Source organism: Nitrosomonadales bacterium (assembly GCA_016716325.1).
Lineage (GTDB): Bacteria > Pseudomonadota > Gammaproteobacteria > Burkholderiales > Gallionellaceae > Gallionella.
The window spans coordinates 1,863,944-1,881,361 of record JADJWO010000001.1; the positions used below are offsets into that span (position 1 = coordinate 1,863,944).

General features: G+C 59.8%; 18 protein-coding genes. 13 read left to right on the forward strand and 5 right to left on the reverse strand.

Going from position 1 to position 17,418, the window contains the following annotated elements; genetic code table 11:
• The first annotated feature begins 63 nt into the window (after window positions 1–63).
• The 8 genes from IPM27_08960 (at window position 64) to IPM27_08995 (ending at window position 7,701) form a co-directional block, all read left to right on the forward strand.
• Entirely contained in the window at window positions 64–1,464 is a 1,401-nt protein-coding gene (locus IPM27_08960; protein ID MBK9161679.1) for a UDP-N-acetylmuramate--L-alanine ligase, read from the forward strand.
• Complete coding sequence (murB, locus tag IPM27_08965; GenBank protein MBK9161680.1) at window positions 1,461–2,378, forward strand: UDP-N-acetylmuramate dehydrogenase; 918 nt, start codon at window positions 1,461–1,463, stop codon at window positions 2,376–2,378. The genes IPM27_08960 and murB overlap by 4 nt, the downstream gene beginning before the upstream one ends.
• 8 nt (window positions 2,379–2,386) lie before the next feature.
• The gene (locus IPM27_08970; GenBank protein ID MBK9161681.1) at window positions 2,387–3,298 is read left to right on the forward strand and encodes a D-alanine--D-alanine ligase; all 912 of its coding nucleotides are present in this window, start codon (window positions 2,387–2,389) and stop codon (window positions 3,296–3,298) included.
• Entirely contained in the window at window positions 3,288–3,992 is a 705-nt protein-coding gene (locus IPM27_08975; protein ID MBK9161682.1) for a cell division protein FtsQ/DivIB, read from the forward strand. The genes IPM27_08970 and IPM27_08975 overlap by 11 nt, the downstream gene beginning before the upstream one ends.
• A 22-nt stretch (window positions 3,993–4,014) precedes the next feature.
• Window positions 4,015–5,250 (forward strand): cell division protein FtsA, encoded by a 1,236-nt coding sequence (gene ftsA / locus IPM27_08980; protein MBK9161683.1) that lies wholly within the window; start codon window positions 4,015–4,017, stop codon window positions 5,248–5,250.
• A 71-nt stretch (window positions 5,251–5,321) separates the two neighbouring features.
• Complete coding sequence (ftsZ, locus tag IPM27_08985) at window positions 5,322–6,497, forward strand: cell division protein FtsZ (GenBank protein MBK9161684.1); 1,176 nt, start codon at window positions 5,322–5,324, stop codon at window positions 6,495–6,497.
• 61 nt (window positions 6,498–6,558) lie between these two features.
• Window positions 6,559–7,470, forward strand: a complete 912-nt coding sequence (locus IPM27_08990; protein ID MBK9161685.1) for a UDP-3-O-acyl-N-acetylglucosamine deacetylase — start codon at window positions 6,559–6,561, stop codon at window positions 7,468–7,470.
• Between the two features lie 39 nt (window positions 7,471–7,509).
• Window positions 7,510–7,701: a hypothetical protein gene (locus tag IPM27_08995; GenBank protein MBK9161686.1), complete on the forward strand. Its 192-nt coding sequence runs from the start codon at window positions 7,510–7,512 to the stop codon at window positions 7,699–7,701.
• Here IPM27_08995 and IPM27_09000 read toward each other — a convergent pair.
• Window positions 7,698–8,120, reverse strand: a complete 423-nt coding sequence (locus IPM27_09000) for a DUF721 domain-containing protein (protein ID MBK9161687.1) — start codon at window positions 8,118–8,120, stop codon at window positions 7,698–7,700. The two genes, IPM27_08995 and IPM27_09000, sit on opposite strands and share 4 nt — an antisense overlap.
• Window positions 8,121–8,154: 34 nt before the next feature.
• On the opposite strand from IPM27_09000, the gene IPM27_09005 reads away from it, so the two are divergent.
• The 5 genes from IPM27_09005 (at window position 8,155) to IPM27_09025 (ending at window position 14,867) form a co-directional block, all read left to right on the forward strand.
• Window positions 8,155–9,075: a M23 family metallopeptidase gene (locus IPM27_09005; GenBank protein MBK9161688.1), complete on the forward strand. Its 921-nt coding sequence runs from the start codon at window positions 8,155–8,157 to the stop codon at window positions 9,073–9,075.
• 79 nt (window positions 9,076–9,154) lie between these two features.
• A complete protein-coding gene (gene secA, locus IPM27_09010; GenBank protein MBK9161689.1) occupies window positions 9,155–11,878 on the forward strand; it encodes a preprotein translocase subunit SecA in 2,724 nt (907 codons plus the stop codon).
• Between the two features lie 19 nt (window positions 11,879–11,897).
• Entirely contained in the window at window positions 11,898–12,383 is a 486-nt protein-coding gene (locus IPM27_09015) for a cyclic nucleotide-binding domain-containing protein (GenBank protein MBK9161690.1), read from the forward strand.
• Between the two features lie 67 nt (window positions 12,384–12,450).
• Entirely contained in the window at window positions 12,451–13,680 is a 1,230-nt protein-coding gene (argJ, locus tag IPM27_09020) for a bifunctional glutamate N-acetyltransferase/amino-acid acetyltransferase ArgJ (protein MBK9161691.1), read from the forward strand.
• Between the two features lie 215 nt (window positions 13,681–13,895).
• On the forward strand, window positions 13,896–14,867 hold the full coding sequence (locus IPM27_09025; GenBank protein MBK9161692.1) for a Nudix family hydrolase: 972 nt from the start codon (window positions 13,896–13,898) through the stop codon (window positions 14,865–14,867).
• Here the strand turns inward: IPM27_09025 and IPM27_09030 are convergent.
• The 4 genes from IPM27_09030 to IPM27_09045 all read right to left on the reverse strand — a co-directional run bounded on the left by IPM27_09030 (window position 14,855) and on the right by IPM27_09045 (window position 17,368).
• Window positions 14,855–15,049 (reverse strand): DNA gyrase inhibitor YacG, encoded by a 195-nt coding sequence (locus IPM27_09030; protein MBK9161693.1) that lies wholly within the window; start codon window positions 15,047–15,049, stop codon window positions 14,855–14,857. The genes IPM27_09025 and IPM27_09030 overlap by 13 nt on opposite strands.
• Window positions 15,046–15,807 (reverse strand): cell division protein ZapD, encoded by a 762-nt coding sequence (gene zapD / locus IPM27_09035; GenBank protein ID MBK9161694.1) that lies wholly within the window; start codon window positions 15,805–15,807, stop codon window positions 15,046–15,048. The genes IPM27_09030 and zapD overlap by 4 nt, the downstream gene beginning before the upstream one ends.
• A gap of 65 nt (window positions 15,808–15,872) precedes the next feature.
• Window positions 15,873–16,499 (reverse strand): dephospho-CoA kinase, encoded by a 627-nt coding sequence (locus IPM27_09040; protein MBK9161695.1) that lies wholly within the window; start codon window positions 16,497–16,499, stop codon window positions 15,873–15,875.
• Entirely contained in the window at window positions 16,496–17,368 is an 873-nt protein-coding gene (locus IPM27_09045) for a prepilin peptidase (GenBank protein MBK9161696.1), read from the reverse strand. Before IPM27_09045 ends, IPM27_09040 begins: the two co-directional genes overlap by 4 nt.
• Window positions 17,369–17,418 lie beyond the last annotated feature (50 nt).

Genomic DNA, 17,418 nt, shown 5'->3' on the forward strand with positions numbered 1-17,418 from the left:
TACAGCCTCCCTGTTTTTCTTCGCGCGTTTCGTGCCCTTCGTGGTGCAAGTGGAGTTTTCAGAATGAAACATAAAGTCAAGAACATCCATTTTGTCGGTATCGGCGGTTCCGGCATGAACGGCATCGCGGAAGTGCTGCTCAACCTGGGATTCCGGGTGAGCGGTTCCGACCTTGCCGAGAGCGTCACCACGCAACGCCTCAAACAACTCGGCGCGACGGTATATACCGGCCATGCTGCACAACACCTGGAAAACGCCGATGCGGTGGTGGTCTCCACCGCGGTCAGCCAGGACAATCCGGAAGTGCTGGCGGCGCGTGAGCGGCATATCCCGGTAGTGCCGCGCGCGATGATGCTGGCCGAGTTGATGCGTTTGCGCCAGGGGATCGCGGTGGCGGGTACGCACGGCAAGACCACCACTACGTCGCTGGCGGCCAGTGTGCTGGCGCGCGGCGGCTACGACCCGACCTTCGTGATCGGCGGCAAGCTGAACAGCAGCGACACCAATGCCAAGCTCGGCACCGGCGAGTTCATCGTCGTGGAAGCGGACGAGTCGGATGCCTCGTTCCTGTATCTGCAGCCGATCCTGGCGGTGATTACCAATATCGACGCCGACCACATGGAAACCTACGGCCACGACTTCGGCAGGCTCAAGCAGGCGTTCGTGGATTTCGTCGAGCACCTGCCGTTCTACGGCATGGCGATGGTGTGCGTGGACGATGCCAACGTGCGCGAGATCCTGCCGCGCATCAGCAAGCCGGTGACCACCTATGGGCTGAGCGAGGGCGCGCAGATCCGCGCCGTAAACGTGCGCCATCAGGGCGGGCAGATGCGCTTCACCGCGCAGTGCCGCCAGAACGGCACGCCGAAAGACCTGGACGTCACGCTCAACCTGGCGGGGATGCATAACGTGCTCAACGCACTGGCCGCGATCGCCATCGGTCTGGAAGTCGGCGTAACGGAAGAGGCCATCGTCGCCGCGCTGGCAGAATTCCAGGGGGTCGGCAGGCGCTTCCAGCGCTACGGCGAGATCGAATTTCCGGACGGCGGGCAGTTCACGCTGATCGACGATTACGGCCATCACCCGGTGGAGATGGCCGCGACGCTGGCGGCGGTGCGCGGCGCGTTCCCCGGCCGTCGCCTGGTGCTGGCGTTCCAGCCGCACCGCTACACGCGGACCCGCGACCTGTTCGAGGATTTCGTGAAAGTGTTGTGCAGCGTCGATGCGCTGGTGCTGGCGGAAGTGTATGCCGCCGGCGAACCGCCCATCGTCGCGGCGGACGGGCGCGCGCTGATGCATGCGTTGCGTGTGGCCGGCCAGAACGAAGAGGTGTTCGTCGAACAGATATCGGAGATGCCGCAGGCGGTCATGCAGATGGCGCGCGACGGCGACGTGGTGGTCACGATGGGCGCGGGCTCGATCGGCGGCGTGCCGGGCGCGATCAGGCAATTGGCGAAGTCATGAACATGAGCGAACCGACACGATTCAGCGCAACGGGATTGAGGGGCGAATTGCGCTTCGATGTCGAGATGCGCAAGCACACCAGCTGGCGTGCGGGCGGCAGGGCGCAATGCGTCTACCAGCCGGCCGACCTGGCCGACCTGCAGGCTTTCCTGCGCCAGTTTCCGGAAGACGAAACACTGGTCGCGGTGGGGCTGGGCAGCAACCTGCTGGTGCGCGACGGCGGCCTGCGCGGCACGGTGTTGCTGATGCATGGCGCGCTGGGCGAGTTGCGCATGGAGGGCGATCTGGTGGTCTACGCGCAGGCCGGAGTGCCGGGCGCGAAACTGGCGCGCTTTGCCGCCGCCAACCGGCTGTGCGGCGCGGAGTTCTTTGCCGGCATTCCCGGCACGCTGGGAGGCATGCTGGCGATGAATGCGGGGTGTTACGGCGGCGAGACCTGGCAACGGGTGACGCGCGTGCAGGTGCTGACGCGGCACGGCGAACTGCTGGAGCGTATGCCTCAGGAATACGAGGTCGGCTATCGCCATGTGGCACGGCGCACGGCGGGAGAAGAGTTCTTTGTTGGCGCCTGGCTGAAGTTCGGTCAGGGGGATGTCGAGGCCGCGCAGCGCGAGATCAAGGCATTGCTGGAGAAGCGCAGCGCCAGTCAGCCGCTGCAACTGCCGAATGCGGGTTCGGTGTTCCGCAATCCGCCCGGTGGCCATGCGGCGAAGCTGATCGAGGGGTGCGGGCTGAAAGGCCGGCGCATCGGCGGCGCGCAGGTGTCGGAGAAGCACGCCAACTTCATCGTGAACATAGGCGATGCCAGCGCGGCGGATATCGAGACTCTGATCGAAGAGGTGCGTGAGACCGTTGCGGCACAGACCGGGGTGCATCTGCATCCCGAGGTAAGGATCATCGGAGAAAAAGCGTGAGTTCGGATATGGATCGGTTTGGCAAGGTTGCGGTGCTGTTCGGTGGGCGTTCCGCCGAACGCGAGGTGTCGCTGAAGAGCGGTGCAGCCGTGCTGGCGGCATTGCAGCGCAGCGGCGTGGATGCGCATGCGTTCGATCCCGCCGTGCAGAACCTGCAGGCGCTGGCCGAAGAGGGGTACGACCGGGTGTTCATCGCGCTGCACGGGCGGTTCGGCGAGGACGGTACGGTGCAGGGTGCGCTGGAGTTGCTGGGCATTCCCTATACCGGCAGCGGCGTGCTGGCTTCCGCGCTGGGCATGGACAAGTGGCGCACCAAGTTGGTCTGGCAGGCGGCGAACCTGCCGATCCCGCCCTACATGCTGCTGGACGAAGCCAGCAACTGGGATGCGGCGGCGGAGCAGCTGGGGCTGCCGCTGTTCGTGAAGCCGGCCAACGAAGGTTCCAGCGTGGGCATCAGCAAGGTGAAGGCGGCGGGGCAATTGCAAGCGGCCTATCGCGAGGCCGCGAAGCACGACAGGCTGGTGATCGCGGAAAGCTTCATCGGCGGTGGCGAATACACGGTGGCGATCCTCGGCGAACAGGCGTTGCCGGTGATCAAGATCGAGCCGGCCAACGAGTTCTACGATTACGAGGCGAAATATCTGCGCGACGACACGCGCTATCTGTGCCCGAGCGGGTTGAGCGCGGAGCGCGAGGCGGAGATGCAGCGGCTGGCGAAACAGGCGTTTGCGCTGATCGGCGGGCAAGGCTGGGGTCGGGTGGATTTCCTGATGGGCGAGAGCGGCCAGCCTTACCTGCTGGAAGCGAACACCTCGCCGGGTATGACCGACCACAGCCTGGTGCCGATGGCTGCGCGCCAGGCGGGCCTGGGTTTCGAGCAACTGGTGCTGGAGATATTGGAGCTGGCGCATGTGGGATGACCATATCCTGCTGAGAGAGATATCCGATGTGCTGTTCGCGCTCAGCATGCTGGCCATGCTGTACGGGGCGGGTTGGTACGCGGTGCATCAGCCGGGCCTGTTCCCGCTGCACACTGTGCGTCTGGAAGCGAATCCGCTGCGGGTGGATGTCCCGGCGGTGTTTCGGACGGTGCGCGGCGAAGTGAACGGCAATTTCTTCACGACCGATATCGAACGGTTGAGACTGGCGCTGGAAAAGCTGCCCTGGGTACGCAGTGTCGCCATCCGGCGCGAATTTCCGGATCGCCTGATGGTGCGACTGGAGGAACACCAGCCGCTGGCGCGCTGGAACGACAGCGCACTGGTGAATCGGCAGGGCGAGGTATTCAGCGCGGAAAGCGGGCAATTGCTGCCGGATTTCGTGGGGCAGGAGGGCACCTCGACCGAGGTTGCGCAGAGCTTCGGGCAATTCAGCCGCCAGCTCGCGGCACTGGACCTGCAGATCGAGCGGCTGGCATTGACGCCGCGTCATGCGTGGCAGGTGCAATTGAACAACGGTCTGGTGCTGGAACTGGGGCGCGAGGAGATGCAGCGGCGTCTGGCAAGGTTCGTGGCAGTGTATCCGTACGGCATCGCCGCGATGCAGGGAAACATCAGGTATGTGGATCTGCGCTATCGCAACGGGTTTGCGGTGGGTGGCAGCGGCAAAGGTTGAAATCGGCAGTGGAGAACGAACGATGAGCAGGAACAGGGAAAACAAGAATCTGGTGGTCGGGCTGGATATCGGCACGTCCAAGATCGTGGCCATCGTCGGTGAGGTCAAGCCGGATGGGTCGCTGGAAGTGATCGGCATGGGCATGCACAAGTCCGACGGCATGAAAAAAGGCATGGTGGTGAATATCGAAGCCACCGTGGGATCGATCCAGCGCGCACTGGAAGAAGCGGAACTGATGGCCGATTGCAAGATACACGAGGTCTATACCGGCATCGCAGGCAGCCATATCCGCGGCATCAATTCGCGCGGCATGGTGAAGATCAAGGAGAAGGAGGTCTCGGTCGGCGATATCGAACGCGTTATCGAAACGGCCAGTTCGATCAGCCTGCCGGCTGACCAGCAGACGCTGCACGTCCTGGAGCAGGAATTCAGTATCGACGGCCAGGACGGCATCAAGAAGCCGCTGGGCATGAGCGGGATGCGGCTCGATGTGGAAGTCCATATCGTCAGCGGTGCGGTGGCGGCGGTGCAGAACATCATGAAATGCATCCATCGTTGCGGGCTGGAGGTCAACGAACTGATCCTGCAGCCGCTGGCATCGAGCAAGGCGGTGCTGGCCGAGGATGAAAAGGATCTGGGGGTGTGCATCGTGGATATCGGCGGTGGCACCACGGATATCGCGGTGTTCACCGGCGGCGCGATACGCCATACCGCAGTGATCCCGATCGCCGGCGATCAGATTACCAACGACATCGCGATGGCGTTGCGTACGCCGACTCAGGATGCGGAGGACATCAAGATCAAGCAAGGCTGCGCGTTGCGCCAGTTGGCCGACGACAGCGCGATCGAGGTGCCCGGGGTGGGCGAACGCGGACCACGCATGCTGTCGCGCCAGACGCTGGCGGAGGTGATCGAGCCGCGCGTCGAGGAATTGTATTCGCTGGTACAGCAGGAACTGCGCCGCAGCGGGTTCGAGGATCTGCTGTCGTCCGGAATCGTCATTTGCGGCGGCAGTAGCGCGATGCAGGGGATGGTTGAGCTGGGCGAGGAGATCTTCCATCTGCCGGTGCGGCTGGGTATCCCGAAATATGTGGGCGGCCTGTCCGACGTGGTGAAGACGCCGCGCATGGCGACGGGCGTGGGGTTGCTGTTGTACGGCCTGGAACATCACCTGCGCAACGAGGAGATACGTATGCAGTCGAGTTCGTTCGGTGATGTGCTGGCGAGGATGAAGAGCTGGTTCCAGGGGAATTTTTAGCGGTTCAGGGGTTGGTTGGCGGTACAAAACGGGTGCAGGGTGGGTTGGTAATTTTTTATAAGGAGACGACGATGTTTGAAATCATGGAAGCACAATCTCAGGAGGCGGTGATCAAGGTGATCGGTGTGGGTGGCTGCGGCGGTAATGCGGTCGATCATATGATCGAACAGGGCGTGCAGGGGGTCGAGTTCGTCGTCATCAATACCGATGCGCAGGCACTCAAACGCAGCAAGGCGCGCACCCAGTTGCAGATCGGCGCAAGCATCACCAAGGGGTTGGGGGCGGGTGCCAAGCCGTCGGTCGGCCAGGCGGCAGCCGAGGAGGATCGAGACCGCATCCGGGAGATGATCCAGGGTGCGAACATGGTGTTCATCACCGCCGGCATGGGTGGCGGAACCGGTACCGGCGCGGCGCCCATCGTTGCACAGATCGCCAAGGAGATGGATATTCTGACCGTGGCGGTGGTCACCAAGCCATTCGCCTACGAGGGCAACCGGATGCGTTTCGCCAAGGCGGGCATCGAGGCGCTGCACGAATTCGTCGATTCGCTGATCATCGTGCCGAATTCCAAGCTGATGGAGGTGCTGGGCATGGATATCACCGTGCCGGAAGCGTTCAAGGCGGCCAACGGGGTGCTACAGGGCGCAGTGGCGGGAATCGCGGAAGTGATCAACGTGCCGGGCCTGATCAATGTGGATTTCGCCGACGTGCGTACCGTGATGTCGGAGAATGGCATGGCGATGATGGGCTCTGCGATCGCTTCGGGCGAGGGGCGTGCCCGTATCGCCGCCGAGCGTGCGATCGCCAGTCCGCTGCTGGAAGATGTGGATATGTCGGGTGCGCGCGGCGTACTGGTGAACATCACTTCCTCAAGCTATCTGAAACTCAAGGAAATCGACGACGTGATGGAATGCGTCCAGTTTGCTGCGGAAGAGGCGACGGTGATCGTTGGCTCGGTGTTCGACGATGCCATGGGCGAGGACCTGCGCGTGACGGTCGTGGCAACGGGCTTGGGGGCGCCGCTGGCACGCAGGCAGCCCAAACCGGAGGTGGTCTACCGCAGCGAAGAGACTTTCCAGCGCACCGGGACGGATAATGAGCCGGCACCCAATGCCAGCGTGAACTACGCCGAACTGGATACGCCGGCAGTGATGCGTCGTGGTCGCAGGGAAGCGGTCGATGCCATGGAAAAGTCCGGTGTGGATACCTATGACATCCCGTCCTTCCTGCGCAAACAGGCGGATTAGGCGCGGTTCGGGAGTATGGCTGTGGTAAAATCGCACCGTGATTCCAGTGATCAAGACAGCGATGGTTAAGCAGCGCACCCTGAAGAATGCCGTCAGCGTGACGGGCGTCGGCTTGCATAGCGGCGAAAAAGTGACGCTCGGATTGCGCCCTGCGCCGGCCAATACCGGTATCGTGTTTCGCAGGGTGGACATCAAGCCGGTCGAAGAGATCTGTGCGAGCGCCGAGTTGGTGCATGACACGCGACTCTCGACTTGCATGGAGCAGAATGGTGTGCGGGTCGCAACCATCGAGCACCTGATGTCCGCGCTGGCCGGACTGGGTGTGGACAATGCCTATGTCGATCTGGATAGCGCTGAAGTGCCGATCATGGATGGCAGCGCCGGAACCTTCATTTTCCTGCTGCAATCGGCGGGTATCGTCGAACAGGGCGCCGCCAAGAAATTCATCCGCGTGAAAAAGGCCGTCGAGGTCAGGCAGGGCGACAAATGGGTCCGCTTCGACCCGCATCATGGTTACAAACTGACCTTTACCATCAACTTCGCTCATCCGGTATTCGCCAACAGCAAGCAGCATGTCACGGTGGATCTCGACGAGCATTCCTATGTCCGCGATATCAGTCGTGCGCGCACCTTCGGCTTCATGCAGGATGTGGAGAATATGCGTGCGCAAGGTCTGGCGCTGGGCGGCAGCCTGGACAATGCCATCGTGATGGATGACTACCGGGTGCTGAATCCGGACGGCTTACGATTCGAAGATGAGTTCGTCAAGCATAAGGTGCTGGATGCGATTGGCGACCTCTATCTGTTGAAATATCCGCTGATCGGCGCATTCTCCGGCTACAAATCCGGACATGCCCTGAATAATGCCTTGTTGCGTGCCCTGCTTGCCGACGAACAGGCGTGGGAATTTGTCACCTTCGACAGCGAGGAGGAAGCGCCCGCTTTTCTGAGACTGCAATTGCATTCCGCCTGACTCTCGCTGCCCCCCGGTAATGGCTGGTATATGTTGATCTTGCGTTTACTTCTGGTGCTGGTCTCCTTGCTGCTGGTGTTGAGTGGCGGCATGTACTGGTTTACGCGTGACCGGCGCTATATTGAATTCGCCTGGCAAACGCTACGTTTTACGGCGATCCTGCTGGCGGTCTTCGCCCTGCTGTTCGTGCTGGAACGTTATGTACTGGTCGGCTGGCGGATTCTGATCTAGTTTTTTCTGCGCGCCATTCTTTGCAGCGCGTCCTTCAATGGCGAATCGTCCATGTTGCCGCTCAGCTCGTTCAACGCGTTCCGTGCCGTTTCGGTCAGTATGCGGGGCGTGGGTGGTGGGCGATAGCGCATATAGTCAACTTGCACCTTGACGCGGATTCCGCTAACCTCACAATCCCTGTTTTGCAACATAACCACAAGTTCCGGTGCAAGTTGACGCAATTTCGCGGCAATGGCGGGATTCGCAACTGCGACACTCAGCGTGCCTGCATGCAGACCCAGAATCTGGGCGGATTCGGCAAGATGGGGCGGCGCAACGCTGGCGAAATGCTGCTGCAGAGCCAGCAAATACTTGGTCTTCCCGGTCAGGAAGCCGAATTCCTGACCGCTACTGAGGAGTGATTTAAGTCGTTGTGCCACGATGCTCTTGATGCTACACGTAAGGGGGAGATGCGTGAATATTATTCTGGTTTCCAATCGCTTGGCAAAAGCCAGCAGCATCAATCTGGGCGGCTGGCAGATTATGATGTTGCTCGTGCTGCTGTTCTGGATGATGCTGGGAGTGGCTTTTGCCGCGCAATACGCTCTGGTGCGTTTTGCCCCGGAAGGGCTGAATGACAGCATCCGCACACTGTTATCCAGGGTGCAGAGCGAGGAACGGGAAAAGCAACAGTCCTATATGCACAGCAGTCTCGATGCCATGGCAACGCGGGTCGGACGGATCCAGGCGGAGGTTCAGCGGCTGGATGCACTTGGGGCGCGCCTGGCGAAATTGACCGGCATGAAGCCGGAGGAATTCCAGTTCGATCAACCTCCCGCGCAGGGCGGTCCGCTGGTGATGCCCTCCACGCAGGAGTTGTCGGCTGCCAGCTTGGAGCGTCAGCTGGATAAACTGGCCGAAGTGGTGACGGATCGCTCCGACAAGCTGATGGCGCTAGAGACCATGCTGTTGCAGAATCAGCTGAACCGCAAGTTGCTTCCGTCGATCCCGCCAATCAATGGGGGATTCTATTCGTCGAATTTCGGTTGGCGCAGCGACCCCTTTACCGGCGCGAACGCGATGCATGAAGGGGTCGATTATATGGTTCCCGCCGGGACGGCGATCCGCGCCTCTGCAGGCGGGGTGGTGGCGTTCTCGGATTACCATCCCCAGTATGGTAATATGGTGGAGGTGGATCACGGCAACGATATCGTTACGCGATATGCGCATGCCTCCAAGCTGTTGGTGAAGGTTGGTCAGGTGGTCAGGCGCGGCACAAAGCTTGCCGAAGTCGGTAGTACCGGACGCTCTACGGGCAACCATTTGCATTTTGAGGTTCGTTATAAAGGTATCGCGCAGAATCCAGTGCGTTTTTTGCGGAACGCAGCCAGTTGATGGCAATACAGCTTTATCCGAGGGTGAGGTGATGGATCGCCTCACCCTTTATTATTTTGTGGTGTAAGAAAACGAGAACATGATTTCCAGAATGCTGAAAAGTGTCTTCGGTAGTCGCAATGATCGTCTGCTCAAGCAGTATCGCGCTATCGTCAAGACCGTTAACAAGTTTGAATCCGATATCACCAGGCTGAGCGACGAAGAGTTGCGCCAGAAGACCGAAAGTTTCAAGCAGTGTTTTGCCCGGGGCGAGACGCTGGACGCGCTGCTGCCTGAAGCGTTCGCGGTCGTGCGAGAGGCCAGTTCGCGTGTACTGGGGATGCGTCATTACGACGTACAGTTGATTGGCGGGATTGCGCTGCATAACGGCAAGATCGCCGAAATGCGAACCGGTGAGGGCAAAACCCTGATGGCCACCCTGCCGGTCTATCTGAATGCAATCTCGGGCAAGGGCGTGCATGTCGTGACGGTCAACGACTATCTGGCCGGTCGCGATGCGGAGTGGATGGGCAAGGTGTACCGTTTCCTCGGGCTGTCGGTCGGGGTGATTCTGTCACAGATGCCGCACGACCAGAAGAAGGCGGCTTATGCGGCCGACATCACCTACGGCACCAACAACGAGTTCGGCTTCGATTACCTGCGTGACAATATGGCTACGCAAATGGATGAGCGCTACCAGCGCCCGCTCAATTACGCCATCGTGGACGAGGTGGACTCAATCCTGATCGATGAGGCACGCACACCGCTGATCATCTCGGGGCAAGCCGAGGATAACGTCGATATCTATGTACACGTCAATCAGTTGGCGCCGCAGTTGGTGCGCCAGAAGGATGGTGACGAAGAGGGGCCCGGCGATTTCAGCGTGGACGAGAAGAACCATCAGATATTGTTGACCGAAGCGGGACACGAACGTGCGGAGACCATCCTGACACAGGCTGGTTTGTTGCCGGAAGGCGGCAGTCTGTACGATCCAGCCAACATTACCCTGATCCATCACCTGTATGCGGCATTGCGTGCGCACAGTCTGTACCACCGTGACCAGCACTATGTGGTGCAGGATGGTGAGGTGGTGATCGTGGACGAATTCACCGGCCGACTGATGGCGGGGCGGCGCTGGTCCGATGGCCTGCATCAGGCAGTGGAGGCAAAAGAGGGCGTCCCCATACAGAAGGAGAACCAGACGCTGGCCTCGATCACCTTCCAGAACTATTTCCGTCTGTACCACAAACTGGCCGGCATGACCGGTACTGCGGATACCGAGGCGTATGAGTTTCAGCAGATTTACAGCCTGGAGACTGTCATCATTCCTCCGCATCGCCCGACCATCCGTAACGACCAGATGGATAAGGTGTATCTCACCACCGGGGAAAAACATCTCGCGGTGATCGATGACATCAGGGATTGTTACCGGCGTGGTCAGCCGGTACTGGTCGGTACGACCTCGATCGAGAATTCGGAATTGTTGTCCGGGTTGCTGGACAAGGAGAAGATGCCGCATCAGGTATTGAATGCCAAACAGCATGCGCGCGAAGCGGAGATCGTTGCGCAGGCGGGGCGCCCGAAAATGGTGACCATCGCCACCAATATGGCGGGGCGCGGCACCGACATCGTATTGGGGGGCAACGTCGAGAAGCAGGTTGAGCTCATCCGCGGGGATGACAGTCTGGAAGAGTCGGAAAAAGAAGGTCGTATCGCGCAATTGAAGGAGGAATGGCAGCAATTACATCAGCAGGTGCTGTCCAGCGGAGGGCTGCACATCATTGGAACGGAACGCCACGAGTCGCGTCGTGTTGACAACCAGCTGCGTGGGCGTTCCGGGCGCCAGGGTGATCCGGGCTCCAGTCGTTTTTTCCTGTCACTGGAAGACCCGCTGTTGCGCATCTTCGCTTCCGACCGGGTGGCGGCGATCATGAGCCGGTTCAAGTTGCCCGAAGGCGAGGCGATCGAACACAAGTGGGTGACGCGCGCCATCGAGAACGCGCAACGCAAGGTCGAGGCGCGCAATTTCGATTTGCGCAAGCAGATACTCGAGTACGACGATGTGGCCAACGACCAGCGCAAGGTGATCTATCAGCAGCGTAGCGAACTGCTGGAAAGCACGGATATCTCCGATACCATCGCCGCGATGCGGGAAGGCGTGCTGGAAGATGCCATCAGCCAGCACATCGCGCCGCACAGCATGGAGGAACAGTGGGATGTGCCGGGGCTGGAAAAGGCGCTGGCGGCGGAATTTCGCCTGGCTCTGCCGATAGCGCGGTGGCTGGAGGAAGACAGACAGCTGAACGAAGAGGGTTTGCGCGTACGCATTGCCGAACAGGCGCGGCAGTTGTATCAGGCCAAGGTGGACGCGGTGGGCGGCGAGGCGATGCACCATTACGAACGAGCGATCATGCTGCAAAGCCTGGATGTGCATTGGCGCGAGCACCTTGCCGCGCTGGATCATTTGCGCCAGGGCATCCATTTGCGCGGCTATGCGCAAAAGAACCCGAAGCAGGAGTACAAACGCGAGGCATTTGAACTTTTTGCCATGATGCTGGACGAGATCAAGCGCGAGGTGACGCAGGTGTTGATGATGGTGCAGGTGCGTAGCGAGGCGGATGTCGAGGCGGTAGAATCGCAACCCGCACCGGAAAATGTGCAGTATCATCACGCCGATTATGATGAAGCGCTGGAGCAGGGCGCCCAGCCATCGGATGGGGAACATAAGCCGTTCGTGCGCGAAGGGCAGAAAGTGGGCCGTAACGATCCTTGTCCGTGCGGTTCGGGCAGGAAGTACAAACAGTGCCACGGGAAATTGAATTGATACGCGAAAGGAGAATGACATGTCGTTAGTGATTGATACGCTGCGCACCTCGCCGGTTACCGAGGAACTGAACGATGCCGAGGTGGAGATTCTCGCGGAATTATTTGAGGTGCAGGATTACAAATCAGGCGCGGCCATCGTCCAGCCCGGGAGTGATCAGCCAGACAACCTGTATATCCTGGCGCATGGCGACATCGAGGTGAAGATCAAGAGCGGCGCTGAAGAATCCACCATCCACGTCCTCAAGCCCGGCGACCTCGCGGGCATCATCACCTTTGCAGGTGGCGCGGCTTCTGATGTCAGCGCAACGTTGATCGCGATCGGAGACACCAAGGTGCTGAGCATGCCAAGGGCAAAGTTCGAGACATTGATCAACTCGCACCCCATGATCGTGTATCGCGTGATGCGAGGCGTGGTGCGCAACGTGCATGGCATCGTGCGGCGCGTGAATACGGAATCTGCAGAACTCGCCAATTACATCTACAAGAGCGGCGGGCGTTATTAGATAGCACGACGACCGGCCATTCCCCGAGTCAGGCGATTCCGGGGCGCCGGTTACAGGAGAAGGTCTTATGCCGGTCAATCTGACCCCGCCCGTAGCGGCACAACTGTTGCCCGTTGCGGGCGTTTCTTTGGGTGTCGCGCAAGCGGGCATCAAGTATGCGGGCCGCAAGGACCTGCTGGTGATGCAGCTATGTGAAGGCGCGCGCATTGCGGGCGTATTTACCAGGAATCGCTTTTGTGCTGCGCCGGTAATCGTGGCGCGCGAGCATCTGGATGCAAATCAGGACATTCGCGCGCTGGTGGTCAATACTGGCAATGCCAATGCGGGCACCGGTGAGCAGGGGTTGAGCGATGCGCGCGGTACCTGCGCGGCACTGGCGGGTTTGCTGGGGTGCCGGGATGCCCAGATATTGCCGTTCTCTACTGGCGTGATCATGGAACCGTTGCCGGTAGCGAAGATTGCTGCCGGTTTGCCGGGTGCTGTAGCCAATATGCGTCCGGATAACTGGTTTGATGCTGCACAGGCGATCATGACCACCGATATCGTCGCCAAGGCGACCTCCCGGCAAGTGACGATAAAAGGCGTGAATATCACTGTCACTGGTATCGCCAAAGGTTCCGGCATGATCCACCCGAACATGGCGACCATGCTGGGCTACATTGCCACCGATGCCGCGGTCTCGCAGCCCTTGCTGCAACAGATGGTGCGCGAAGCCGCCAATCGTTCATTCAACTGCATCACCGTGGATGGCGACACCTCCACCAATGACGCGCTGATGCTGATCGCCACAGGCAAATCTGCCTTGCCGGAAATCAGCGAGACGGCAGATGTTGAGTTCGCCGCGCTGCAGGCCGCAATCAGTGAAGTTGCCATTTACCTCGCACAAGCCATCGTGCGCGACGGAGAAGGCGCGACCAAGTTCATTGCCGTAAAAGTCGAGGGCGGGAAAGATGAAAACGAATGCAGGCAGATAGGATATGCGATTGCACGCTCGCCGCTGGTCAAGACCGCATTCTTTGCCTCTGATCCCAATCTTGGACGCATTCTGGCGGCAATCGGCTATGCCGGCGTCGATGATCTGGATGTTGCTGCGCTGGAACTGTATCTGGATGAGGTGCTGGTTGCCGAACATGGCGGGCGTGCTGCCAGCTATCGCGAGGCGGACGGCCAGCGCGTGATGCAGCAAAGCGATATCACGATTCGGGTGGTGTTGGGTCGCGGGACGGCAAATGCGACGCTGTGGACTTGCGATTTTTCTTATGATTATGTGAAGATTAATGCGAGTTATCGGAGTTAGTTTGTTATCCCTGTGAAGGCCGGAATAAAGAGTCCGTTTTTTGGCGAGCTTCAAGGAACGATTATCTGAAACAAGGCCGCTCGTGGTGAGATATCGAACCATGAATTGCCCTAATCAAAATCAAAACCGCCGGGTCATCCCCGGCCGCTTTGCATATTTAGGTACACCCATCCTTCGACAATCTCAGGGCGAGCGGCCTTGTTTGAAAGACCACTTTGAACACGCAAACCGAAAACACCAAGATCGTCGAGGTTGCCGCCGCCGTCCTGCAGCGTCCCGACGGATCCTTCCTGCTCGCCCAACGTCCTGCCGGTAAAATTTGGGCCGGCTACTGGGAGTTTCCCGGTGGCAAGGTCGAGCTGGGCGAGACGCCGCATCATGCACTGGTGCGCGAGTTGCGCGAAGAGTTGGGGATCTCGGTCGAGACCGCTTATCCGTGGTTGACACGCGTGTTTACCTATCCGCACGCGACGGTACGGCTGAATTTTTTTCGCGTGACGGCATGGCGCAGTGAATTGCATCCGCACGAGGGACAGCAGTTTGCCTGGCAACCGGCCCTCTCCCGCGAGCGGGAGAAGGGGCGAGTTTCAGTTGAGCCTGTCCTGCCTGCCAACACGCCTGTCCTGCGCGCGCTGGAATTGCCGGCTTTGTATGCAATCAGCAATGTCGCCGAGCTGGGTGAGGTGGAATTTCTGCGGCGACTGGAGAAGGCTTTGTCGGATGGATTGCGGTTGGTCCAGTTGCGCGAGAAGGATTATCCGCGCGAGGCACTGCATGAACTGGCCCTGAAGATGATGCCGATGATCCGTCGATATGGGGCGCGACTGATTATCAATGCCGATATCGAACTGGCCGGCGAAGTCCGGGCGGATGGTGTGCAATTGAGCAGCAAGCAGCTCGCCGGATTGCGCAAACGCCCCGAAGTGAACTGGTGCGGAGCTTCTTGTCACAATGCAGGAGAGTTGCGCCGGGCGGAAGAGCTGGGTTGCGATTTTGCGTTGCTGAGTCCGGTTCTTCCGACGAAGTCACACCCGGGGACGCCGCCTCTGGGCTGGGAAGAATTTTCAGTCGCCGCATCTGGATCGTCCATTCCCGTCTATGCTTTGGGCGGATTGACGCACGATAACATGCGTACGGCCTGGCGGCATGGCGCGCACGGGATAGCGTTATTGCGTCAGGCCTGGTGATTCGCGTCGAGGGAGTCCCGCTCGCGCTGTTCGATGCGATATTCCTCGTTGGCCCATTTCCCAAGGTCGATGAGTTTGCAGCGTTCACTACAGAACGGGCGATGGTGGTTGTCGGTATCCCATACATGTTCGCGACCGCAATGCGGGCAGGTGACAACTGGTTGTGACGTGGTGCGGGTCATGACGAGAGGCTGCAAAAGGTCAGATCGAAAGGAACATCCTGGTCGAACAGGGTGGACTTCGCAGAATAGTTGGCGGCGACGAAACGGATGTTGAGCGCATATTTGTTGGCGCTGACTTCGGGGATGCAGGCCATGTCATCGTCCAGGCCGATGCGCAGCATCTGCGCGATGCGGCCGCCCTGCATTTGCTGGAAGGCTCCGTGGTGTGCAGTAAAGTGCAGCGTCTTGCCGCCTTCGCGCAACAGTCGCAGGATGACTTCCAGTCCCGTGTGCAACGGCATGAACGGGGATAGCCAGTCCTGAAGATTCTCACGCCGCAGGTCGGCATGCTGTTCCTGCCAGTAATGATAGGAAGGCAGGTCGAATTCGCAGGTGCCTCCCGGCATGCAGGCGCGCTGCCGGATACCCATCAGCCATTCGTTCTCGCGCAGGTGCTGGCCGATCTTGCCGCCCAGCGCGAGCAGGTTCAGGGATGCGTTTTCGATCTCGGTCAGGATGGCATCCAGCGCTTCTTCGGAGATCGCGGGGTTGTTGTGCAGGCCGGACAATGCGCGTTTTTGCCGCTCCAGCTCCTGCACCAGCTCCGATTTCAGGTCGGCGCGGCTCGAGACTTCGAGTATTTCGAACAATGTGCCAAGCGCGGCATGATGATCCACCGAGCTGTCTTTTTCCATGAAATGCGCCATGCGTGCGAACAAATCCTCGAGGCGCAGCAACGTGCGCACCTTTTCGTTGAGAGGAAACTCGTAACTGATCATGGGTTATCGCACGGAAGGTCGTTGGGTGAAGACCGGCTAAAGATATATTGAATGTCTGTTAATCGTCAATTGCTGTTTGCCATCATGGTGTAGCGCCCATGCAGGATGGTCACCTGTGCTGCCAGTGCATCCACTCCGCCATCATTGTGAATGATGTCGTCAGCCAGTCGCAAGCGTTCGTCGCGCGGCGTCTGCTGGGCAATGATGGCGCGCACTTCCGATTCACTCATCTGGCTGCGACCGATAACCCGCCTGACTTGGGTGGCCGGTTCGCAATCCACTACCAGGATGCGTTGCACAAGTTTCTGGAAGGCGACGCTCTCCGGCAATAGCGGCACAACCAGAACGATGTACGGGTTCGTATGCAACTGCGGCAAGCGTGATTCGACCTGTTCCAGTATCAGAGGGTGCAAAATCCCTTCCAACTGACGCTTGGCGCCGCTATCGGCAAATATCCGTTCGCGCATCTTGTTGCGGTTCAGTGTGCCGTCCTTTTCGATGTACCCGTCTCCAAAGGCTTTGCAGATCGCCGGCATGGCTGCGCCAGTGGCCTGCGTCAGGCTGTGCGCGATGATATCCGTGTCGATGATGCCAGCGTCGTGCTCCGCAAACAGCATGGCGGCGGTGCTTTTGCCGCAGCCTATTCCGCCGGTGAGTCCAATGTGAAGCTTGCCACGAGCCGGGGTGCTCATGGGGCGGCGAGCAAATGCAGATAGCTCTGCGTCAGGGCTTGTCCCCAGAACAGGGCAATCAGTCCGCCGCCGGCGAGATAGGGGCCGAAGGGGATGGGAATGTCCCGACCGTGCTTCACTGCGACGATCAGGGTGATACCTACTGCTGCGCCGACAAGGGAGGAGGACAGGATGATCAGAGGCAACATCTCCCACCCCAGCCAGGCGCCGAGCGCGGCGAGCAATTTGAAGTCGCCATAACCCATGCCTTCCTTTCCGGTGGCCAGTTTGAACAGCCAGTACACGCTCCACAAAGCGAGATAGCCGATGACCGCACCCAGCACTCCGCTATGCAGGCTGGTGAAGGTGCCGGACAGGTTGAACAGCAAGCCCGCCCAGATCAGCGGCATCGTGATGTCATCGGGGAGTAGTTGTGTATCGAAGTCGATGACCGTGAGTGCCAGCAGCGCCCATATGAGCAATAGTGCGCCGGCTGCCTGCCACCCGAAGCCGAAGTGCGCTGCCGCGCAGGCGCAAAGGATGCCGCTGGTTGCTTCGATGATCGGATAGCGGGGCGAGATGCGAGCGCCGCAGTCCTTGCATTTGCCGCGCAATGCCAGATAGCTGACGACAGGAATGTTCTCCCAAGCGCTGATGGCGTGATTGCAGTGAGGGCAGGCAGACCGGGGGGTGATGAGATTGTAGGTGGCCGAGGGTGTCGGTTCCTCGCCACGCAGTTCCGCGCATTGCTGCTGCCAATCGAGTTCCATCATCTTGGGCAACCGGTGTATCACCACGTTGAGGAAGCTACCGACCATCAGGCCCAGCACCAGGCATGTGCCGGTAAAGACGGGCGGCGAGGATTCAAGCAGGCGGAAGAATTCGATCATGTCAGCGGTTTCAGCCGGGGATGAAACACATGGAGATCATGCTATGCCGC